Genomic DNA, 20,786 nt, shown 5'->3' on the forward strand with positions numbered 1-20,786 from the left:
TATTTATTTTCTGGCCAGATGGCGTTTCGTATCACGAGCCTGGATACGCGCTTCTGTGGGTGAGGGAAACAGATAATGGTACAGATCGCGATACAGGCTCAGATGTTTCACCACGCCCTCATGGATAGTCTTGGTAATATCGTTGATTAAAAAATCGCAGGTGGTGTTGAAGTTTCCCATTTTAAAAAAGGCTTTATCAAAAACCGTAATAATGCCTTCCCATTTCATCTGATATTCATCCCTGATCGGATCATGAGTTGCAATGAACAGGCCTTTGTGGGACTTCACACCATGTTTGCCCACATAGGTGGTTTGCGAATCGTAGCCACGTTTACTCCGCCAACGGCAAAATTCATAAGGCACATCATAATGGGGCAAAATAAAGTCGGGACAGCGGAAATTCTCGTCGCTTAACAGACCATCCAGCGTCACCGTGAAATGCAAAAAATCCTGCATAAAATCGAACTGACGCGTCTTGGTTAAGGTGACATTGATGGTGAAATTGCCTGAATGCACATACCAGTAGTTAGTAAAACCGTTGACCAGAATACAAAATACCTGCCAGTCGCTAAGCCGCCGGTCACCGGCTAATCCTCTGAAACGACTTATCATTAGCCTTGCTTTGGGATGCTGATACGCTTTGAACAACGGATCATTCATACCTTTCAGTAACATCAGGCCCACTCCTTTGTAATTTAGCGTATCCTGCCATGCCATTTTACTACTGAAAAGGTGCCGTCATCTGATTATGCGACGTTGCGCTTTCCTTTTGGGCACCGTCTTACTTATCGTTCTGTGATGCCGTCTGTAGCCATAAGCATCAGGCTGCATCATTGAATGTGCAGGCAAGGCTAAATTTTGCAAAAGGAAAATAAAGACGCGTTCAGAGAGATAATTCAGAAGGGATAGAGGGCTAGTGCGCGTTGCTGATGGGTCTGAACAAACGCATTTTTTAATTCACAGTAAACGTTACTCTCCCCCCGGCAGTCACGTTGCGCGGCGTATTTCACTGCCGCATAGCTGTCGCGGATGTCTGGATATTTTCGCAAATAATCCCGAAACGCCAGATGCCGGATGATATCTGGACTGCCCTGGATAAAAGCATGGACGTGATGCGTACGGCGGCCCTGAAGGCCCTTGGTATAATAGCGTCTTCCTGGCATACCGTTTTCGCCACGCGCCTGATAGCCAGAGGCGCACAACGCTGACGTAATGTCAGACGAATCATGAGTAATCACTTCCAGCAAAATATCGATGATCGGTTTGGCCGCTAATCCTGGCACCGCAGTGCTACCAATATGATGAATAGCGACAAGGTGTTTACCCAATCTCGCCACTAACACAGCCGCCTCAGCAGAGAAATGATTCGCCCATTCAGGGCAATACTCACTCACGATTATCTGACGCCCGTTTATCATTTCGCTTTTTAGCGCCCTTTTTTCTTGCGACCCGGCTGCGTAAATCGCTTGCGTGAAGCGGGCTTATCATCAGCTTTTACGCCCGATTTAGGTTGGCTATTCCCTGGTTTTTTTGCAGGAGATTTTCTCTGCGGCGTCTTTTTTGTCGATTTGTCATCAGAAGTGGAATTTTCGAGCAACTTAAACAGTTCGATTAATTCATCATCCGTCAGATCGCGCCATTCACCCAAAGGAATACCTTTGAGATTTACATTCATAATGCGCGTGCGTTCCAGTTTGGTGACTTCATACCCAAAGTGTTTGCACATACGACGGATCTGCCGATTAAGCCCCTGTACCAGCGTAATACGAAACACGTAGGGTGCTTCTTTCTTCACTTTGCAATTTTTGGTTACCGTGCCCAACATGGGAACGCCGGCTGCCATACCGGCAATAAATTCATCGGTAACGGGCTTATCAACAGTGACGACATATTCTTTTTCGTGGTTATTGCCTGCACGCAAAATTTTATTGACCAGATCGCCATGATTGGTCAGGAAAATAAGTCCCTGTGAATCTTTATCGAGACGACCGATGGGAAAAACGCGTTTACTGTGATTAACAAAATCACTGATGTTATCGCGTTCGCCCTCTTCCATTGTGGTGATAATGCCTGTGGGTTTATTCAGCGCGATCAGCACCAAATCATCTTCATCACGAGGCTCAATCAGCTGACCATTCACTTTTACGACATCGCCAGCAAAAACCTGGGCACCAACGGCTGCGCGTTTACCATTGATAAAAACGTTGCCCTGTTCGATAAAGCGATCGGCATCGCGGCGAGAGCAGATTCCGCTCTCACTGATGTATTTATTGAGTCGTGTTGATGAATGCGTCAGCATGGTTCCTCCAAAAACGCGCACTATACCTTACCCGCTCTCGCTTGCGAAGCAGAAGGCATTAAACTTTTGGCCCCTTCATCGGCCAGTAAAATCAGGCCATATCCTCTGCGTTTTGAACCTGAAAGTGCAGGCAGACGACGTGACACATCAGTCTCGTCCCGCGCCTTTTTCGATGGCGCTGACCCGGGCCTGATCGATGCGACGCCCATAGCTCTGCACCGGGCAGGTACTAAAACCGCGCGCTCATGCCAAGGTTCCAGGTGATCTCATGATAATCACGCGCGCCCGCCACCGTCGACACAGCGGCAAAAGCGCTAACCGCGTCGCCGATGGGGACATTGGCCCCTACAGCTATATCCGTCCAGTCTTTATCCTGATTCGAACGGCTTTGTCGGAAAGCCGTTCGTGTCGATTTCAGACCTGCACTCACCGATGTATCCGTGTCGCCAAACTGATGGTTATAACTGACCTGTGCCCAGGGATTGATTCCTAATCCCTGGGTATCAATGCGCCACCCCACTGCGCCAGTTTGTGAATGCCGTGTTTGATCGGAGAAACGCATCGCACTGCTGCTGTCGCCGCGTTCCTGATAACCGTCGGCCCGCACATAATCCAGCGCATAGCTGACAACAGGCCCCGTGGTAATCGTCTCGTTTAAGGGAAAATCCCAACCGGTTTGAACCCGCGTGCCCATCAGCTTTCCACTACTGCTGCCCTGTTCAGTGCGGACCGCAGGGCCAAGTTTTATCTGACGTTCAATGCTGTCGTAATCCAGATCCGCATAATGGATATCGGCGTTGACCCACAGTCTGTCCATCAGTTGTAGCTGGCTCCAGAGTGCCACCATGTTGCCGTGCAGCCGGTAATAATAACGTTCAGAGGGATGCTGTCGTTGGCTGGCCGTTGACAGCAACGCCCCTGCCTGCAGGTTGTCGGTCAGCTGATAACCCATGCCGGCTGACAGGTTTGCAGTATCTGTGTCGCCATCATTAAAAACATCACTTTTGTTGCGCGCGTGCTGACCGGCGTAACCGCCAAACACGGTGAATTCTCCGGCTTCAGCGGGTTGCCTGCGCTGCTGCTGGAGATGACTGTCCAGGGTGTTATGCACATCCTGCAGCATCGACAGCGGTGCCTGCGTCAGTACCGCGACCTGGGCTGGTGCATCCAGGATTGACTGAATGTAGTCAGCAATCAGGGCATGCACCGCAGGGCTGGGATGAAGACGATCGGCAAACAAAAAAGTCTGTTGCGATGAGAAACCCGCTGTCGACGAAGTACAGACGGCGGAAGAGGTGCCCGGTGGACAGGCCATGCCTGCGGTGTTAGTAAGACCATAAAGCGCCGGACTGGCGATCACTTCATTAAAAAGCCCATTAATATCGACCCGAACAATATTCCCCTGTGCAGCCGCCAGCGCGTTTTCTTCCTGCTGATTGTAACGGGCCGTCAGAGAAGCCGCCTGATCGCTTAACTGCTGCCAGGTGGCGAACAGCTGTTGTGCGATCAGGTCACGAACCGCCGGTATGGCAGAGAGCTGCGCAGCGGCCTGACCGAAAGCCGTCTGGATAGCCTGCTGCCGTTCCGCCGTAGTGAACGTGGTCGCCGCGTTCAGTGACTGAAACGCCGCCGCCACCGCTGCGGAACCGGCCCCCTGAAGTATTCCTTCTATCAGGGCAGGCGTCGCACCGACATTCGGCACGGTTGGCACTATCACCGTACCAGCGCCCGCATTCAGTAACGCGCTGACCTGGCTGGCGGCCGCACCGGCGCTGTTGTCAACCAGAGAAAGCGCCAACGAGGGGCTGGGAATGAGCGTGGCAGCGGCCAGGTCATTCCCGCCGATCCAGTGAATATAGAGCCCGTTGGAATCGGCCCGGCCATTCGTTGACGACAGATAGCGGGCAACCTGATCCTGGGTATTAAACTGCGGATTGAGAGCAGGCACCGCCACAGCACCGCCTGCCGCGTAATTACTCCCGCCCTGAGAGGACGACTGCAGCATCAGTCCCGCGTCACGGGCGATGATTTCATCATAGAGTGGATGACTGGCAGAATCGTAGGTAAAACGGCCGACGTTGCCTGTATCACTCAGGCTGTCGCCAAATACGGTAAGACTGTCCCAGGCCATCACCGCTGGTGGGCTTACCAGGATGGCAAGCGCGACGAACGACACAGGAAACCATGCACGATTTTTCTTCATGACCAGCTCCGTTCAGGAAATAACAAGGATGGATAAATCAAAAGAACAGCAAATAAACATCACGGCTGAGTAATAGCCGCAGATTGAAGAACGCTCCAGACGAAAGCTGACGTGAGTTCGCAAAAACGAAAAATTTTTAAGCCATTCCGAAAAGTGTCAGCCACTTTTGCAAACCCGATCACGCCGGGTATTGAGGAAACACATCCAGGCGATGCAGGGTGAGCGAAAGCGTTAAGCTGCGCCAGCCATGTACTGGCTCAACTCTCCTCTTGTCGTGTGACATCTGAACGAAGGATTTATTTTTTTATGGCAGGCTTAAGACCACGGTAGAAATCCTGTAGCCGTTTCATGGTCTTAGTCGTACGATCTGGCAGGGAAGCGGCCACCGAGAGAATCAACATTTCAAGGCAAACCATCACTGTGCCGTGTAACGGGATGCGCCCTTTTTCCCCGCCGCGTGGCACGTCAATAACCACATCCGCTTCCCGGGCAAAGAAGGCGTCGGTCGCATGGGTGAGAAGAATTATCGGAATGCCCAGCCTTTTGGCCTCACGCACCACTGTTGTTCCTTCGCGATGTGCCGACTTTTGCGCCATCATGATCAGCACATCGCCCCGTTGCAGCGCCAGCATCTGTTCCGCCAGCGCAATACCTGAACGGTTAAGTGAGAAGGCTGGCAAACCGATGCGATTTAACAGGCGGACGGTGTAGTCAGCCAGAATACCCGAGGCGTTAATCCCGAAAACGGCCACCTGGCGGGCTTCACTCAGTAACCCCGTCGCTTCGGCCAGCGCCTGGCGGTTTTGCTCAGAGGCCAGTACCTGACACGCATGGAGATGCCCCTGCAATACGAAGTCTATCGACGACGAAACATCCCGCGTCATAGCATTGACGGTGCTCAGCATTTTCTCTTCTGAAGAGAGGCCGGGACCAAACCAGGCCTGAAGGACGTTTTTCAAATCGCGCAGTCCTGAAAAACCCAGCGCCTGAATGGCGCGAATCACGGTCGCATCCGATGTGTTGTTCGCGCGGGCGATATCCATGGCAGTGCTATCCAGAACCGTTTCCCGGTTGGTGTGAAGATAATGTGCAACAGCCAGCAGGCGGGGTGAGAGTTGCTGTTCCCGCAAACGCAAACGCTCGCCCAATATATCTGTACGACTTCTGGCCTGCATCAAGGAAGCCTGTCCCGCTGATTACTGTTAAAAACACCGATGAGATGAAACACTCTCACGCCCCCGTTAAATCCTGAACGATAATGTGTGAACCTGACAGGGTAATTCCCTTCGACGATACTGTTCTTGCTTCGCCTGCGCTAAGCATGTCTCGCCCGGCTGTAGTCAGCAAGCCTTTTCTCCCTCACGAACAGCAAGGTTATGCTTCTTCACCTGGATACACTTCGCCAGAATAAGTTTTTTAATTCATGAAAATTAATGACTTAACAATATAAAAACAGTTAAATCATTGTTAATACACTCTCCTGGAAATGTAGTAAAAATAAATGTTTTTATATTTACTACTACATTACTCAATGATTGAATGATTCTCAATTACAAAACAGCCTACCAGGACGGACGCAAAAACCTCCGCCTGAAGGCGAAAAACCCCCACGTTTAACGTGGCCTTTACGTTTATTTTGTTTTTGATGATCAGCGAAAAAATATAATGAAAACACGTCCAGGCGAGAGTAAGAACCTCAGATTTCAGCAGGCTTTAATAGTGGCGATCTGTTCCAGCGCCTGGCTTCCGGCCGGTAACAGCCTTGCCGCCACCGGGGATGATACCGTCACCGTCACCAGCGATGCTGACCGTGAAGAGGGCTATGCAGCCACCACCAGCAGCGTTGGCAGTAAAATGCCGACGGCGCGTCTCGACGAGGCCCAGTCTGTCAGTACCGTGACACAACAGCAGCTTGATGATTATCAGGTCAGCAATCTGAGCGATGCGATGCGCTTCGTCAGTGGTGTTGCGGAAGCCAACACGTTGGCAGGAACAGAGGACGGTTTCGTTCGCCGTGGCTTCGGTAGCAATTCTGATGGCTCGATATATCGCGATGGTATACGAAGCAGCCAGGGGTTAAATCTGGATGCGACCACGGAGCGGGTTGAGGTACTCAAGGGATCGGCATCTCTGCTCTATGGCATTCAAAATCCGGGCGGTATCATCAATGTCATCAGCAAAAAACCACGCTATTCATGGCAGTCTTCCGTCAGTGGGCGCTACGCAAGTGAAGGTGGTGGAGCCGGTACGCTCGATGTCACCGGCCCGCTGGGTAATGGTTTTGCTTTCAGGCTCATCGCAGAGAAGCAGCGTCAGGATTACTGGCGCAATTTTGGCAGTGATGCGCATTCTCTGCTCGTACCGTCATTGCAATGGTACGGTGAGAAAGCCAGCCTGTTGGTCAGCTACAGCGACTATCGTTATGACATTCCTTACGATCGCGGTACCGCTTTTATTAATGGCGCACCACTCGATGTCGGTTACAAACAGCGACTGGATGACAAAGCGAATCATGCCTGGGGACGTAATCAGGCACTGAACGCGCATTACGACTGGCAGTTCAACGACAGCTGGAGCACGCGCCTGACGCTTGGCTGGAATCAGCGCCGTTATGACAATAACGAAGTTCGGGTCACGGCGATTAATCCTGCTACCGGCGTGGTTACCCGGCGCGCCGATGCCAATCGCGGATTTAATCAGCAAACCAAATATCTGTCGTGGGACGTCCTGGGGAATCCGGAGATATTCGGCATGGCGCATGCGCTGGTCTTCGGTACGGATTATGAAATGAACCAGACGTACCGGGCGCACCAGTATCAGGGCAAAAATGACCGCCGCTTTAACTACCTCAACCCCACTTATGACCTGCTGTCACCGGTAACCGACAGCACAACCGAAAATACGGCAAATGCTAACAACCTTAACCGTATCCACAGCCGTTCGGTCTATTTGAAAGACAGTATTTCGCTTACTCCAGACTGGATTGCGGTCATTGGCGGACGTTATCAACATTACGAACAACGCGCGTCAAAAGGATTTAATCCGGTCGTTGAAACGCTGAATGATGAGGGAAATACCTTCCTGCCACAAACCGGACTGATTTACAAAATTACACCGGATGTTTCGCTCTATGCCAGCATGAGTAAATCGTTCACCCCATCGACGGATGTCGACGATGAAGGAAACGTCAGTAAGCCTGAGCAGGGCACCACCTGGGAGGTTGGCAGCAAATGGCAACTTTCTCCGCGCCTCTTCGCCTCGCTGGCGCTGTACAGAATCGATGAAAAGCGGATGACACTGAACATCAACGGTACTAACCGTCCGATCAACAAGGCGCGCTCGCAGGGCGTTGAGGTTGAGCTTAATGGTGATGTGGTCCAGAACTGGGATGTCAGTGCCAGTTACAGCTATGACAACGCTGAAATTGTCGATGACCGGATTAACCCGGCGAATAATGGCAATCGCTTTCAGAACGCACCAGAGCAGTCCGGTGCGCTTTACCTGAGCCATAATCTGATCGTCAGCAACGTGCCCGGTGATTTTCGCGTCGGCGGCGGCGCCCGCTATGTTGGCAGTCGTGCTGGCGATCCTGACAACAGTTTTACCTTACCGGATTATGTCGTAGCGGACAGCTTTATTGCCTGGAACAACGCGTTGCTGGGCAAGAAAACACAGATACGACTGAATCTGAATAACCTGTTTAATAAACACTATTACACGTCGAGCGGCGGAAACCTGCGCGTACGTGAAGGTGAAACCCGCAACCTGATGGTACAAGCCCGTGTTGAATTCTGATTTCTGTAAGCGCAGCCTGCTACGAACGCTCCTGCTGTTGGCTGTCACCTTCAGTAGCCTGGTCTGGGGCAAAACCATCACCGATATCAACGGCGATAAGGTCACCGTTCCCGACCATCCTGTGCGTATTGTGCTGGGCGAAAGCCGGATGCTTTACACCTACGCACTGCTGGAGCCCGGCAACCCTTTCAAAAGGCTGGTCGGCTGGCCCGAGGATCTGAAAAAGTACGATCGTCAGACATGGGATATTTTCGCGCGTCAGTTTCCTGAGATGCAGCATATCGCGTCATTAGGTCAGGAGGGATCAAATGACATCAACCCTGAGAAGGTGATCGCATTACAACCCGATGTGGTAATTTTGCCGGCACTGGCGCGCAGCAGTGAGGCCGGACAACGGCTGGAGCGCGTCCTGAAATCCGCGCATATCCCGGTCGTGAAAATCGACCTGCGGGTGCATCTCCTTGAAAATACGACCCGCAGCGTAGCCATTCTGGGAGAGGTGCTCGATCAGGGTGAGCGAGCCTCGGCTTTTAATGCGTTTTATCAGCAACATATGCAGACCCTTGCGCAGCGCCTCGCTCAGTTTCGCGGGAAGAAGCCCACCGTACTTCTGCAGTTGCATCTGGGACGTCGAAATGAATGCTGTGTGACGTCGGTAAACGGCAGCCTTGGTGAGATACTGGCGTTTGCCGGCGGCGAAAACATTGCCAGCAAAACGGTTTCCGGCGTTTTCGGCCGGTTGAATGAAGAAACGGTGATTGCGTCAAATCCGGACTTCTATTTTGCAACGGGCAGCGGCGATCGTAATGATACGTCCGATTTGCGTATTGGCCCTGCCATCACGCAGGCTGAAACGCGCGCCTCGCTGCGGCAACTGACCGCGCAACAAACGGGCCTGAAGTCGTTGCGTGCGTTGCAGGACGGCCACGCGGCGGCCCTGTGGCATAATTTTTACCTCAGCCCCTGGCACGTTGTTGCGGCAGAATTTTTTGCCAAAACGCTTCATCCCGCGCTCTTTAACGATATTGATCCTGAAAAAACGCTGCGCCAGCTGTTTACTGATTTTCTGCCGGTTCCGTATTCCGGCACCTATTTCTGTCAGCTGACACCCAATACCTGATCACGGATTGTCCGGCGGCGTAATGGTGACGCCGGACAACGCAACGTCTTAACAGTGATTTTTTACCCGTACGATGTCGGCCATGACAGACAGCGCGATTTCCGCGGGGGTTTTACTTCCGATAGCCAGACCAACAGGCGCAATGATCCGTGCGAGCTCATCGTTATCCAACCCTGCAATGGTCTGTAAACGCGACTTGCGCCTGGCCGTATTTTTAGCGGACCCCATAATGCCAATGTAAAACGCATGAGTGTTGACCGCTTCCATCATGGTTAGCTCATCTATGCGCGGATCGTGGGTTAATGAGACGATGGCTACCGCAGCATGCGCACCGTTGAGCTCCAGCCAGCGCGCGGGATGCTGAGGGACGATCGTAATCGTATCCTGGCCCGTAAAATGACCTTCCAGCTCACTTAACATCTCTGAGCGATGCTCACATACCCGAACATGAAAGCCCAGGATTTGTGCCAGCCGGATGCACTCAAAGGCCACGGTAGAGTAACCTGCCACCAGCAATTCCGGGACGGCACCAACCGGTAACACGACCTCTGGATGCTGATAACGAAGCACCGGCAGCGCCGCCGTCATCGCCATAGTTTGCCAGGTGGCACGTTTGCTCACAGTGACCGTTTTGAGCAGTCGTGTTTTGCCACGCAAAGCCTGATGCATCGCTTGTAACATCTGGCCGCTGTCGTTATCGGCAACCAAATATTCCACCAGCACGTCGAGGCTACCGCCACAGGGCAACTGCACCTGCGTTTGCCTTCCGCCTTCACCATAACGGACAACCTGACTGTGGATGCGGTAATGCCCCTCAGCCAGCCGTGCCAGAAAGTCTTCTTCTATACAGCCGCCGGAAAGCGAGCCGCATCCTTCTCCACTGTCACTGATCACCATCATCGTGCCAGGTGCGCGCGGTGAAGAGCCCCAGGTCTGCAACACAGTGCACAGCCAGACGGCCCGTCCCGCATGATGCCAGCCTAATGCCGTTTCAATCACTCGTTGATCTAACGTCATCATGGACTGCACCTCATTCGCCGTAAATCATCCGGATAATCAACATCCTCCAGGCAACCGCGATCCCTAAGTGGCACGTAATGTACAGGATGATGTTGTAACAGTTGCTGCGCACCAGTATCACCGGTCAGCTGGCGCAGCGCGGGGAAAAAAGCGGCCGAAAAACCCACGGGATGACCAGCTCGGTCGTCAACCCAGGGACGCACCAGCGGATACGTGGTTAACGCCCTGTTTACCGCCCTGTAGCTTGCAGCGGTAAGCCACGGCATATCGCCCAGCGCCACGATCACGCCATCATAATCCGTGCAGGCACTGACGCCCGCCGCTATCGACTCGCCCAGCCCTGCGCTGGCACATAACACCCGCATCGCATCACCTAGCAGAGAATGAATGGCCACGTCTTCGGGACGCGATACCACGACCACCTCCATTCCGCTCGCCCTCGCCTGGTCAAGCGTATGTTTCAGCACGGCTTTGCCATTCAACGCCGTCAGTAGCTTATGTTCGCCACTGGCATGCCGAAACCGGCGGCCCATCCCTGCCGCCGTTAATACAATGGCCGTTTTCATCTCAGCGCGTTCCTTCGCATGTTTAGAGAATCTTATCCAGCGTGATGGGCAGATCGCGGACCCGCTTGCCCGTAGCATGGTAAACCGCGTTACTGATCGCGGCCGCCACGCCCACGATGCCCAGTTCACCCACCGTTTTGCCGCCCATCCGGGTCGCTTTATAATCCGGCAGGCCAACATCAATCGTGGTAATCGCCGGGATATCCGCGTTCACGGGAATCAGATAATCGGCAAGATTGTTGTTCAGCACTCTGCCGTTGCGCGGATCGATAATGCCTTCCTCAAGCAAGGCCTGTCCCACGCCCATAATCATGCCGCCAACCCACTGACTGCGGGCCAGTTTGGGGTTATAAAGCCGGCCGCTGTCAAACGCCGCGACCATACGTTTGATCCGGATGGTGCCAAAGTCCTCGTCCACTCTCACTTCGACAAACTGTGCACTCCAGCTGTGTGCGGAGACGTCTTCCGGGCGGCTCATTTCACCCAGGCTACCGGTCACACTGTCCCGTTCCTCGGCAGACATATCCGCTGAGAACGTGCCGCCTTCGACGCACAGCACGGATGCATTCGTCAGGCTGACCAGTGCACCAAAAGAAACAGTCTGAGAAGGGTTAGCGGTAACACAAATCGCCCCGTTCGCCATGCTGAGTTCATGCGGAGGGATGCCTTTCAGAGGCGAGCCCGTTAATTCGCTTGCGAGCGTAACTAAGCGCGCGCGCATTTTTTTGGCGGTGTCATCAACCGCAGCCGTCAGGTTTCCTGCCAGCTGAGAGCCCCCCGCAACGCCGGCTCGTGGCAGTTGCGTATCGCCCAGTTCAACTTCAATGCAGTGTGAATCCACCCCTAAGATATCAGCGGCGGTTTGCGCCAGAATCGTGTACGTCCCGGTGCCGATGTCAGCTCCCGCGCACTGCACAACAATCTGCCCCTGAGAGGAAAGCAGGATTTTTGCCTCAGCCGGCATGGTATTAACCGGATACGTGCCCGATGCCATGCCCCAGCCAATTAATTCACGCCCTTCGCGCATCGAACGAGGCGCCATAATGCGTTTATCCCAACCGAAGGCTTCCGCCCCTTTTTCATAGGCTTCTTTCAGACGACGTGAACTCCAGGGCAACCCCAACTGATAATCGTGATCTGCCCAGTTGCGTAAGCGAAAGGCCAGCGGATCGAGATTTAGCGCATAAGCCATTTCATCCATCGCCACCTCAAGCCCGAATGCACTGGGATTCTCACCCGGTGCGCGCATCCAGCCTGGCGTGACGGTATTGATGGGCCTGACCTGGTGCTGCGCCGAGAGATTTTCAATAGCGTACATGCGCCCCGTCACCTTACTGCAGTTTTCAGCGAAGACATCAATCAGTGACGTTTCACTGAAGCTGCGCAAAATCACCGACTGAATTTTCCCATCGCGTGTCGCTCCCATCTCCAGCTGCTGTGAGGTGGCAGGACGCCCCCCTAAACCCGTGAAGGTTTGTGGCCGCGTCAGTGACACCCGAACCGGACGATTAAGCGCGCGCGAGGCCACGCAGGCCAGCGCTACGTGCGTATAGGGCACCGGCTTAGAGCCAAAACCTCCCCCCACATAGGGCGAGATGACGTGAACATCTTTTGGCGAGATCCCCATCCATTCGGCGATTTCAACCTGCGCCCCTGCCACCCACTGGCTGGGTTCCCAGACGGTTATGCGGCCCTGCTCCCAGTGTGCAATACAGGCATGGGGCTCCATCGGCATGTTATATTCGCGTGGCGTGGTATAACGCTGATTAATCCGCACGTCCGCACGTTCCATGGCGGCCTGAGCCTCACCTAAATCGATGTCCTGCTTTGTAGTCGACTTAGGCTCCACCCCTTCATCCGTCGCCGAGATCAGGGCAGGCGTCGTCTCATAGTGGATATCGACCAGGGAAGCGGCATAAGTTGCCTGTTCAAATGTCTCTGCTACGACCAAGCCAATGTTCTGACCATTGTGAATAATCACATCGTCCTGAATGGGCGTATAGATTGTCTGCGCCGCACCGCCATCAGCGATAGCCGTCGGCTTATTGATTCTGAGTGAATTAAGATGCGTATAAACGGCAATCACACCTGTCGCACGTTCCGCTTTGGCCGTATCGATATGTGAGATGCGGCCACTGGCAATTGTCGATTGCAGGACGACGCCATGCAGCACGCGATCGGGCTTATGCTCTACAGCATAACGGGCTTTTCCCGTGACTTTGACCTTGCCCTCACCGCGGGTTCGCGGTGTGCCAAGACCGGAAGGGCTGGCAGAGGCGCGACGGTGAGGATTGACGCTTTGCTCATCCGCGGACAGCACGGCATTATCGGCCAGCGTCGGATCATTATTGTCTTTTGTCATGCCAGTTCTCCCGCAGCCAGTAGCGCGCGGGCAATCACGCGCGGCGTTAACGTTATTTTGTAAGCGTTGTGCGCCAGCGCGCGCGTTTCCTGAGTGATTAATTCTGCGGCCTTATACAGGCTTTGTTCCTCAAACCGCTGTCCGGTTAACGCATGCTCCACATGACGGGCACGCCAGGGCTTGGTTGCGACACCACCTAACGCGATATGAACGGTCTCTATCCGTCCCTGCGCAAGCGTTAATCCCACGGCCGCACTCGCGCTGGCGAATTCGTAAGAAGTCCGATCGCGTACTTTCAGGTAATGGGACTGTTTTAATGCTAAGGAACGGGGAATCTCGATGGCGACGATAATTTCATCGGGTTGTAAGGCGTGCTCATGCTGCGGCGTCTCGCCGGGCAACAGAAAAAAGTCGTCAACCGGAATGCGCCGCGTATCCTGATGGCTGTTTTGGACAATAATCGTCGCGTCAAAGGCCGTCAGCGCGACGGCCAGATCACCAGGATAGACCGCCACACATTGTTCACTGCCGCCCAGAATGGCGTGACTCGCATTGATGCCGTGCAGCGCTGCACATCCGGAGCCCGGCGTACGTTTATTGCAGGCGGAAAAGGTGGCCGGATCGCGGTAGTAGGCGCAACGGGTACGCTGGCAGAGATTGCCGCCGATGGTTGCCATATTGCGGATTTGAGGCGACGCAGCCTGCCACAGACTGCCATACAGCGCGGGGGCCAGGGCCTCACAATCAGGATGACTGGCCAGTTCACTCATGGTGACCAGCGCCCCAATGGTGATTTTATCGTCGCCGAATTCGATCGTTGACAGATCCGACAAGCCGGCAATATCGGTGAGAAGTGAGGGAGTCAGTACGCCACATTTCATCAAATCAAGTTGCGTCGTTCCGCCCGCGATAAGCTGATTGTCAGCGTGCTGTTTAGCGCCTGCTGCATCCGTTACTGACCGGGCAACCTGCCAGCGAAATTCGTTCATCGTACGTCCTCCGCCATTTCAGCTGCAGCCTGCTTTATCGCATCAATGATAAAAGGATACGCGCCACAGCGGCAGAGATTACCGCTCATGTATTCGCGAATCTCGTCGTCTGAGCCTGTATGACCTTCTTTAATACAGGCGACCGCAGACATAATCTGCCCGGGCGTGCAGTAGCCGCACTGAAAACCGTCATGTTCAATAAAACAGCGCTGTACCGGGTGCAGCTCACCCGATGCCTGTTCCAGACCTTCAATCGTGGTGACGGCTTTTTCTTGCGTCTGGACAGCCAGCGTCAGGCAACTCAGGACACGCTGACCGTTCACCAGCACTGTACAGGCGCCGCACTGGCCCTGATCGCATCCTTTTTTAGTGCCGGTCAGATCAAGGTGATCGCGCAGTGCATCTAATAATGTGACGCGAGGATCGACCGTTAACTGCCGGGTCTCACCATTGACCTGCATCGTGAGTGGTATTTTTTCTGACATTATCTGTTTCCCATGGTTGCAGGGCCGGTTACGTGATATGAGGCTTATCGCTAACGGGCGAAATTAAAAACGTGAAGCGCGGATAACCCTGATGTTTACATGCGTATGTCCGTCATTAGGTTTAGCACTTATTTTTTGGGTCGGAGATAAAAACGAGAAGAATGTCTGCTGTGCTTGACGCTGACCGTCCAGACAAGGGTGACGGTCAGCGAAACAGCGAAGATTAATGGGCAGGTAAACGTGGGCCTTTAACGTGCGTGATCAACAAACTGATCATAAAAACGAAAGCGAATAAGACAACGATGGTCGGTGCTGGGGCACTGTCGATAAAAAATGACAAATATACACCGCTGAGCGATACCATTACGGAAATGAGAGCGGCCAGAATCAACGCATGTGAAAAACGACGTGTCAGTAAGACAGCAATCGCGCCGGGCGCAATCAACAAAGAAATGGAAAGAATGATGCCCACCGCTTTTAACGTCGCCACAATCGTCAGAGAAACCATGGCTAACAAGCCATAATGCAGCCAGCGCACCGCCAGGCCACAAGCCCGCGCCTGCTGGACATCGAAACTGAATACCATCAGGTCACGCCATTTCAGGATAACAAGTATTACCACTGTCGCAGCCATCGCCCCTGTCTGAATAATGTCATCACGGCTGATTCCCAGCATATCGCCAAAGAGAATATGGTCGAGATGAATCGCGGGTTTTAACGCAACAAACATAATCAGGCCGGTGGCAAACATGCCCGAAAAAACAATCCCCAGTACCGTATCCTGTTTGATTCTGCTGTTATCTTTAAGATAGCCGCTGGCAATCGCGCAGAAAAAACCCGCGCTGAAAGCGCCTGTGGCAAGTGGTAATGACAGCATCCATGCCAGCACAACACCGGGAAACACGGCATGGCTCATGGCATCCCCCATCAGCGCCCACCCTTTCAGAACCAGAAAGACAGACAACAGCGCACAGGGAATAGCAACGATACAGGCAATTAACAGGGCGTGGTTCATAAAACCAAACTGAAAAGGTTCAAGCCACATCATCATATCTCCTGCATCCGGCGACGCCGATGGTTCGCGAGTAAACCGTGCTTAGGTGCAAACACAAAAGCCAGCAGAAACAGCAACGTCTGGGCCACCACAATGATTCCTCCTGTCGCACCATCGAGATAATAACTTGCCCAGGCACCCGCAAAGCTGGTCAGGCTGCCGATGGCGACAGCAATAGCCAGTAAACGTGGAAAGCGATCGGTCAGCAGCCATGCGGTTGCGCCCGGTGTTACCACCAGACTGATTACTAAAAAAGCCCCAACCGTTTGTAATGCCGCAACGGTTGAAACTGCAAGTAAGGTGAAAAACAGTATCTTGAGCCGTCCCGGCTGTAACCCCACGGCGCGAGCATGGTTCTCATCGAAGAAAGCCACCATTAAATCTTTCCATTTGAAAAATAAAATCGTGGCAGACGTGATCCCGATAACGGCCAACTGAACAATATCCGCGGGGGCGATAGCCAGAATATTGCCCAGTATGATGGTTTGAATATTCACCGACAGGGGATTCAGTGAAACCATAAACAGCCCTAACCCAAAAAACGAAGAAAATACCAGACCAATAATGGCATCTTCTTTTAAACGTGTACGCTGATTCAGCACTAGCATGCTCCCCGCCGCTAATCCCCCCGACAGGAATGCACCAAAGGCAAACGGAAGCCCCAGCATGTACGCGCCTGCCACGCCCGGCACGATAGCGTGCGACAGCGCATCGCCGATAAGCGACCAGCCTTTTAGCATCAGGTAGCATGAAAGAAAGGCACACAATCCACCCACCATTGCGGCAATCCACATGGCATTCAACATATATTGATAACTGAAGGGTTCAAATAATAGCGTCATGGCTGACCTCGTACTGAACGCCTGTCAGGCGATGCGGGTAAAAGAGGCTTATCATCCATGACCTCACGCAGCTCACCCTCAACCATCGCATGGCGAAGTACACCGCTAAATGCCCGTTCGAGATTTGCCTGTGTAAAGGTGGTGCGCGTCGGCCCACTGGCCAGAACGGTACCTTTGACCATCACGGTGTAGTCACAAAACGCCATCACCGAACTGAGGTTGTGCGTTGAGACCAGCAGGGTTTTCCCTTCATCGCGCAGTTCACGCAACAGACTAATGATTTTGGCTTCGGTTTTTACATCGACGCCTGTAAAAGGTTCGTCCAGTAAAATTACCTCTCCCTGCTGAGCAATGGCCCGGGCGAGAAAGACACGTTTTTTCTGACCGCCTGAGAGCTCGCCGATTTGCCGCTCCCGGTATTCGAGCATATCTACCCGTCCGAGCGCAGCCATGACTTTGTCACGATCCTGTTGTCTGGGCCTGCGCATCAGACCCATGTGACCATAACGCCCCATCATGACAACATCCTCAACCCGGACAGGAAAAGACCAGTCGACCTCTTCTGCCTGCGGCACATAAGCCACCAGACTACGGCGTAAGGCCTGTCGCGTTGTCATACCGAGGATACTGACCGTACCTGCACGGACAGGAACGAACCCCATCAGCGCTTTAAAAAGCGTTGATTTCCCCGAGCCATTGACGCCAAGCAATGCGGCAATAGAACCGGCTGGCACGCAAAAACTGGCCTTGTCGAGGGCAATATGGCCATTGCGGTAGATTACCGAGAGGTCAGAAACATCAATTGTCGGCGTCATTGTTTTTTCATCCCATCATTAATGCCTTTCACCAATGTCTGAGTGGTGACCTTAAGTAAGTCCAGATACGTTGGTACGGGTCCACTGGCGGTACTGAGAGAATCGACATACAGAACGCCGCCATAGTGCGCCTGTGTTTCACGTGCTACCTGACGAGCCGGTTTATCCGATACGGTGCTTTCACTGAAAATAACGGGAATGGCATGTTTCTTCATCTGGTCAATAACCTGGCGTACCTGTTGAGGCGTCCCCTGCTGATCGGCATTGACAGGCCAGAGATAACGTTCTTTAAGCCCCAAATCGCGCGCAAGGTAGGAAAATGCCCCCTCGCTGGTCACGAGCCAGCGTTTGTTCTCAGGGATGTCGGCGATTTGTTTTCGGAAAGGCTCAAGCGATGCGATGATTTTCTGCTTATAGGCAGCGGCGTTCTGTGCATAGATCTGGGCATTGGTCGGATCATATTTACTCAGCGCGTCACGAATATTGTCGACATAGATAAGTGCATTATCGGGCGACATCCACGCATGAGGATTGGGTTTGCCATTGTAAGGCCCCTCCCCTATCCCCATGGGCTCGATTCCGGCAGAAACGACAACGTCAGGTACGCCTTTCAGGTGCTGATAAAAGCGCTGGAACCATAGCTCAAGATTCAGGCCGTTAGCCATCACCAGTTGCGCCCCCTGAGCCCGCTTTATGTCTCCGGGCGTCGGCTGATAATCATGAATTTCGGCTCCGGGCTTAGTGATGGATGTTACTTCAGCCGCCTCCCCCGCCACATTTTTTGCCATATCGGCAATGACGGTAAATGTCGTTACAACTTTAAATTTTTCAGCGGCATGGCTGTTTGTTGTCATTGCAACACCGAGCATGACACTCAGCGCGGTTATCCAATACCTTTTAAACCTGTTCATCGTACTGTCCTCAGCTTAATGCGCAAATATAGCTCGTGCTAACTTGTATAGCACAAGCTATAAATCAGGGACAGAAACACTTTGTGAAGTTTTTTAATGAAATGAATGGAAGTTTCATTTTTTCTGACAGGAGATATGTAATTCGTTATTTTAAAGAGTAAAAAATAGATCCACCCCTCTCCAGCTAATGCAGATTTTCTGTCTAAACAGGTGCAGTGAGTTCGTGTAAGCGTACAAACAGCGCTGTACGGTAAGGCGGATTGTATTCTTTGCTAAAATTACGAATGTGGAACACATGCCAAAGGAGGTTATTTTGCTACTTTCACAACAGTATCTGACTAACACTATCATTGGCGAGGCTGCTCTGAACCTGATAGCAATTAATCAGGACGTAAGTGTTGAGTCCCTGGTGGATGAGCTCAGGGTAATGAAAGAATCTGAAGTTGATGAAAAACGACTTCTGCAACTGGCCGATGCAACAAAGTGGCTCATGGGATTCAGAAAAATCGGTGCACGCTCGTCTGCCGGCACAAGCTGGTCTGCACGCAAGCACCCTTTTTCAGCGTCTTCTGACAATGACTATGATGATATTTTCTTTAAATAGTAATAAGCTTGTTTTTCATCCCTGTTGGTGGGAAACAAGCTGAACCGTACGCCATAATTGTTAAAAAAGTTTAAACGCCAACCTCTATAACCCTCTGTTTTACCTCAATTAGCATTTTTTGCACAAAAATATTCCTTCAAGATCATCAAAATTCTGTACAAGTTTTTAAAACATGTATAACTTTCGCTTAGCGGCGAGGTATATTTTAACCACTTGAGGATATGAGCATGCGTCAGAACGGACATGCACCGGATAATACCAGCGACATTGCCCGTTATTTTAACCAGGCCAGCCAGCCCTCTCAGCAGGAAACATTGGGCGAAATTGTTGTGGAACTCCTGCGCGCTGGTCAAACGCTCTCTCGTAAAGCTATATGCAGTAAACTTCTCCATCGTCTTGATGGGTGCGCTTCATCAGAACAACAGCAACATTATCAGGCCCTGATTGGTTTGCTGTTTAGCCGTGAAGGCTGATAAATTTTGCATTAATCGTTAATTCGTTTTTAAAGTAAATTCTGATCGGACAGTACTGCGTTTAGTCACAGGGAGTGTACTGTCCACAGCTGACGCGGGAAGGTTAGCTGTCCCCGTCATCGTGACCGGACTATGGCCACACATTCGTAATCAGAGAAGCCAGTATGTACAGAAGTGAAGAAGAAAAAATAACGGATGTGATGATAGGTGAGGCCGTGCTGACCTTACTCAAGTCCGAAAGTCCGATTTCCAGCAATGCATTAATTGCCCAGCTTGAGGTGATGGCGGGCGAAACGGAAGATGCAACACGACTGCGTGCGATTAAAGTTGCCATCGTTGAAGTGCAAAAAGGAATGGCTTCTGCAAACAGTCGTCGAAGAGTGGATCTTTCCGAACGTGATAAGCACCGTTTAAACAATGATGGTCCGCCTGAAGGTTCTAAAAAGCACTGAGCTTAATGTTTGTGGCTGGTCATTCGGCGATGATGCGGTGTGATTGCAGACAGGTAAGTTACCTGATTAACCCTGATAAATAATAATACTGTCGGCTGACTTCCTGCTATTCAACTGACAATTTTCTTAGAGAATTGAGACTATGCAACAGAGCACATCAGATTTAGCCATCATCGAATTTTTCCGCAGTGAAGGCGATCACCTCGCCAAAGAAACTGAATTGCTTGGTCGGGTAATCAGAAATATTGTCAGCGATGAGAAACGCGTGACAAATAAAGCTATCATTCTTTACCTAATTGCTGAACTTGAGTGCACTTACGATGCAACTCAGACACAACTGTTACGCAACACACTGGAGATTGTCGTAGGCCGTACTCCGGACGACGCAGGCATTTAATGTTCATGCCAGGAAATGAAATCATTAGCATTTCCTGGCTCCCCCTACCCTGCAACACCTTGATATAGCCATAAACATTAATGCATTTTACGCGCAAAAAAATGGATGGCGCGCTTGCAAAGAAGTTTAACTCTCTTATCACCGCTGTCCTGACTCATACGAAATAGTGCATCTGTAATTTGATGAAACTGCACGGGCTCGCCCCTCTTTAAAAGCTCACTGACTACTTCTCCAATCAACGCACGAATATCGTTGTCCTCATGGTTATTCACATAACCTCCAACTGGTGTATATATATTCCTAGATCTTATACACATCTGACGCTGGCGACGAATTAGACGGTGTAGTTCTCGGTGGTCGCGGTACCATTAAAAAAATATATACAGACAACGTTGTAGA

The 20,786-nt window shown here is 52.0% G+C and carries 20 protein-coding genes; 6 read left to right on the forward strand and 14 right to left on the reverse strand.

Features of this window, described 5'->3' with window-relative positions:
• Positions 1–3 precede the first annotated feature (3 nt).
• The 5 genes from RAC60_RS21460 to RAC60_RS21480 all read right to left on the reverse strand — a co-directional run bounded on the left by RAC60_RS21460 (position 4) and on the right by RAC60_RS21480 (position 5,677).
• Positions 4–675, reverse strand: a complete 672-nt coding sequence (locus tag RAC60_RS21460; RefSeq protein WP_033742365.1) for a hypothetical protein — start codon at positions 673–675, stop codon at positions 4–6.
• A gap of 221 nt (positions 676–896) precedes the next feature.
• Complete coding sequence (locus tag RAC60_RS21465) at positions 897–1,418, reverse strand: GrpB family protein (RefSeq protein ID WP_375094301.1); 522 nt, start codon at positions 1,416–1,418, stop codon at positions 897–899.
• Between the two features lie 8 nt (positions 1,419–1,426).
• The gene (gene rluF / locus RAC60_RS21470; protein WP_375094302.1) at positions 1,427–2,299 is read right to left on the reverse strand and encodes a 23S rRNA pseudouridine(2604) synthase RluF; all 873 of its coding nucleotides are present in this window, start codon (positions 2,297–2,299) and stop codon (positions 1,427–1,429) included.
• A 229-nt stretch (positions 2,300–2,528) separates the two neighbouring features.
• Positions 2,529–4,502 carry an autotransporter outer membrane beta-barrel domain-containing protein gene (locus RAC60_RS21475; RefSeq protein WP_375094304.1) on the reverse strand — a complete coding sequence of 658 codons (1,974 nt, stop codon included), beginning with the start codon at positions 4,500–4,502 and terminating at the stop codon, positions 2,529–2,531.
• A gap of 296 nt (positions 4,503–4,798) precedes the next feature.
• Entirely contained in the window at positions 4,799–5,677 is an 879-nt protein-coding gene (locus RAC60_RS21480; protein ID WP_375094306.1) for a MurR/RpiR family transcriptional regulator, read from the reverse strand.
• Between the two features lie 490 nt (positions 5,678–6,167).
• Here RAC60_RS21480 and RAC60_RS21485 point away from each other — a divergent pair, with 490 nt between their 5' ends.
• Both RAC60_RS21485 and RAC60_RS21490 read left to right on the forward strand, forming a co-directional pair.
• Complete coding sequence (locus tag RAC60_RS21485) at positions 6,168–8,297, forward strand: TonB-dependent siderophore receptor (protein ID WP_375094307.1); 2,130 nt, start codon at positions 6,168–6,170, stop codon at positions 8,295–8,297.
• Positions 8,284–9,417, forward strand: a complete 1,134-nt coding sequence (locus tag RAC60_RS21490) for an ABC transporter substrate-binding protein (RefSeq protein WP_058702506.1) — start codon at positions 8,284–8,286, stop codon at positions 9,415–9,417. Before RAC60_RS21485 ends, RAC60_RS21490 begins: the two co-directional genes overlap by 14 nt.
• Before the next feature lie 48 nt (positions 9,418–9,465).
• Here the strand turns inward: RAC60_RS21490 and RAC60_RS21495 are convergent, their stop codons facing one another.
• The 9 genes from RAC60_RS21495 to RAC60_RS21535 form a co-directional block, all read right to left on the reverse strand.
• Positions 9,466–10,437: an XdhC family protein gene (locus RAC60_RS21495; RefSeq protein ID WP_054634046.1), complete on the reverse strand. Its 972-nt coding sequence runs from the start codon at positions 10,435–10,437 to the stop codon at positions 9,466–9,468.
• Entirely contained in the window at positions 10,434–11,003 is a 570-nt protein-coding gene (locus RAC60_RS21500) for an NTP transferase domain-containing protein (RefSeq protein ID WP_058702505.1), read from the reverse strand. The genes RAC60_RS21495 and RAC60_RS21500 overlap by 4 nt, the downstream gene beginning before the upstream one ends.
• Before the next feature lie 22 nt (positions 11,004–11,025).
• The gene (locus RAC60_RS21505; RefSeq protein WP_081316788.1) at positions 11,026–13,365 is read right to left on the reverse strand and encodes a xanthine dehydrogenase family protein molybdopterin-binding subunit; all 2,340 of its coding nucleotides are present in this window, start codon (positions 13,363–13,365) and stop codon (positions 11,026–11,028) included.
• Positions 13,362–14,354, reverse strand: a complete 993-nt coding sequence (locus tag RAC60_RS21510; RefSeq protein WP_033742351.1) for a xanthine dehydrogenase family protein subunit M — start codon at positions 14,352–14,354, stop codon at positions 13,362–13,364. The genes RAC60_RS21505 and RAC60_RS21510 overlap by 4 nt, the downstream gene beginning before the upstream one ends.
• Entirely contained in the window at positions 14,351–14,839 is a 489-nt protein-coding gene (locus RAC60_RS21515) for a (2Fe-2S)-binding protein (protein ID WP_033742349.1), read from the reverse strand. Before RAC60_RS21515 ends, RAC60_RS21510 begins: the two co-directional genes overlap by 4 nt.
• A gap of 223 nt (positions 14,840–15,062) precedes the next feature.
• On the reverse strand, positions 15,063–15,884 hold the full coding sequence (locus RAC60_RS21520; RefSeq protein WP_058702585.1) for a metal ABC transporter permease: 822 nt from the start codon (positions 15,882–15,884) through the stop codon (positions 15,063–15,065).
• Between the two features lie 2 nt (positions 15,885–15,886).
• Entirely contained in the window at positions 15,887–16,735 is an 849-nt protein-coding gene (gene sitC, locus RAC60_RS21525; protein ID WP_054687852.1) for an iron/manganese ABC transporter permease subunit SitC, read from the reverse strand.
• The gene (locus tag RAC60_RS21530) at positions 16,732–17,550 is read right to left on the reverse strand and encodes a manganese/iron ABC transporter ATP-binding protein (protein WP_058708871.1); all 819 of its coding nucleotides are present in this window, start codon (positions 17,548–17,550) and stop codon (positions 16,732–16,734) included. The genes sitC and RAC60_RS21530 overlap by 4 nt, the downstream gene beginning before the upstream one ends.
• On the reverse strand, positions 17,547–18,404 hold the full coding sequence (locus RAC60_RS21535) for a metal ABC transporter substrate-binding protein (RefSeq protein ID WP_269750711.1): 858 nt from the start codon (positions 18,402–18,404) through the stop codon (positions 17,547–17,549). The genes RAC60_RS21530 and RAC60_RS21535 overlap by 4 nt, the downstream gene beginning before the upstream one ends.
• A 352-nt stretch (positions 18,405–18,756) precedes the next feature.
• Here RAC60_RS21535 and RAC60_RS21540 point away from each other — a divergent pair, with 352 nt between their 5' ends.
• The 4 genes from RAC60_RS21540 to RAC60_RS21555 all read left to right on the forward strand — a co-directional run bounded on the left by RAC60_RS21540 (position 18,757) and on the right by RAC60_RS21555 (position 20,387).
• Positions 18,757–19,065, forward strand: a complete 309-nt coding sequence (locus RAC60_RS21540) for a hypothetical protein (protein ID WP_241492762.1) — start codon at positions 18,757–18,759, stop codon at positions 19,063–19,065.
• Positions 19,066–19,292: 227 nt separating this feature from the next.
• A complete protein-coding gene (ycgZ, locus tag RAC60_RS21545; RefSeq protein ID WP_033742343.1) occupies positions 19,293–19,538 on the forward strand; it encodes a regulatory protein YcgZ in 246 nt (81 codons plus the stop codon).
• 164 nt (positions 19,539–19,702) lie between these two features.
• Positions 19,703–19,990 carry a hypothetical protein gene (locus RAC60_RS21550; protein ID WP_033742341.1) on the forward strand — a complete coding sequence of 96 codons (288 nt, stop codon included), beginning with the start codon at positions 19,703–19,705 and terminating at the stop codon, positions 19,988–19,990.
• A 142-nt stretch (positions 19,991–20,132) separates the two neighbouring features.
• Positions 20,133–20,387, forward strand: coding sequence for a biofilm/acid-resistance regulator YmgB/AriR (locus tag RAC60_RS21555; protein WP_375094310.1), 255 nt, complete (start codon positions 20,133–20,135; stop codon positions 20,385–20,387).
• Positions 20,388–20,786: the final 399 nt, after the last annotated feature.

Origin of the sequence: Pantoea sp. BR_17, from assembly GCF_041955125.1 — a bacterium.
GTDB lineage: Bacteria > Pseudomonadota > Gammaproteobacteria > Enterobacterales > Enterobacteriaceae > Pantoea > Pantoea stewartii.

What these genes read in the sequence shown, in the direction of transcription:
- RAC60_RS21460 (WP_033742365.1), bottom strand. Translation starts at nt 675, where the DNA reads ATGTTACTGAAAGGTATGAATGATCCGTTGTTCAAAGCGTATCAGCAT.
- RAC60_RS21465 (WP_375094301.1), bottom strand. Translation starts at nt 1,418, where the DNA reads ATGATAAACGGGCGTCAGATAATCGTGAGTGAGTATTGCCCTGAATGG.
- rluF (WP_375094302.1), bottom strand. Translation starts at nt 2,299, where the DNA reads ATGCTGACGCATTCATCAACACGACTCAATAAATACATCAGTGAGAGC.
- RAC60_RS21475 (WP_375094304.1), bottom strand. Translation starts at nt 4,502, where the DNA reads ATGAAGAAAAATCGTGCATGGTTTCCTGTGTCGTTCGTCGCGCTTGCC.
- RAC60_RS21480 (WP_375094306.1), bottom strand. Translation starts at nt 5,677, where the DNA reads ATGCAGGCCAGAAGTCGTACAGATATATTGGGCGAGCGTTTGCGTTTG.
- RAC60_RS21485 (WP_375094307.1), top strand. Translation starts at nt 6,168, where the DNA reads ATGAAAACACGTCCAGGCGAGAGTAAGAACCTCAGATTTCAGCAGGCT.
- RAC60_RS21495 (WP_054634046.1), bottom strand. Translation starts at nt 10,437, where the DNA reads ATGATGACGTTAGATCAACGAGTGATTGAAACGGCATTAGGCTGGCAT.
- RAC60_RS21500 (WP_058702505.1), bottom strand. Translation starts at nt 11,003, where the DNA reads ATGAAAACGGCCATTGTATTAACGGCGGCAGGGATGGGCCGCCGGTTT.
- RAC60_RS21505 (WP_081316788.1), bottom strand. Translation starts at nt 13,365, where the DNA reads ATGACAAAAGACAATAATGATCCGACGCTGGCCGATAATGCCGTGCTG.
- RAC60_RS21510 (WP_033742351.1), bottom strand. Translation starts at nt 14,354, where the DNA reads ATGAACGAATTTCGCTGGCAGGTTGCCCGGTCAGTAACGGATGCAGCA.
- RAC60_RS21515 (WP_033742349.1), bottom strand. Translation starts at nt 14,839, where the DNA reads ATGTCAGAAAAAATACCACTCACGATGCAGGTCAATGGTGAGACCCGG.
- RAC60_RS21520 (WP_058702585.1), bottom strand. Translation starts at nt 15,884, where the DNA reads ATGTGGCTTGAACCTTTTCAGTTTGGTTTTATGAACCACGCCCTGTTA.
- sitC (WP_054687852.1), bottom strand. Translation starts at nt 16,735, where the DNA reads ATGACGCTATTATTTGAACCCTTCAGTTATCAATATATGTTGAATGCC.
- RAC60_RS21530 (WP_058708871.1), bottom strand. Translation starts at nt 17,550, where the DNA reads ATGACGCCGACAATTGATGTTTCTGACCTCTCGGTAATCTACCGCAAT.
- RAC60_RS21535 (WP_269750711.1), bottom strand. Translation starts at nt 18,404, where the DNA reads ATGACAACAAACAGCCATGCCGCTGAAAAATTTAAAGTTGTAACGACA.
- RAC60_RS21540 (WP_241492762.1), top strand. Translation starts at nt 18,757, where the DNA reads ATGCCAAAGGAGGTTATTTTGCTACTTTCACAACAGTATCTGACTAAC.
- ycgZ (WP_033742343.1), top strand. Translation starts at nt 19,293, where the DNA reads ATGCGTCAGAACGGACATGCACCGGATAATACCAGCGACATTGCCCGT.
- RAC60_RS21550 (WP_033742341.1), top strand. Translation starts at nt 19,703, where the DNA reads ATGTACAGAAGTGAAGAAGAAAAAATAACGGATGTGATGATAGGTGAG.
- RAC60_RS21555 (WP_375094310.1), top strand. Translation starts at nt 20,133, where the DNA reads ATGCAACAGAGCACATCAGATTTAGCCATCATCGAATTTTTCCGCAGT.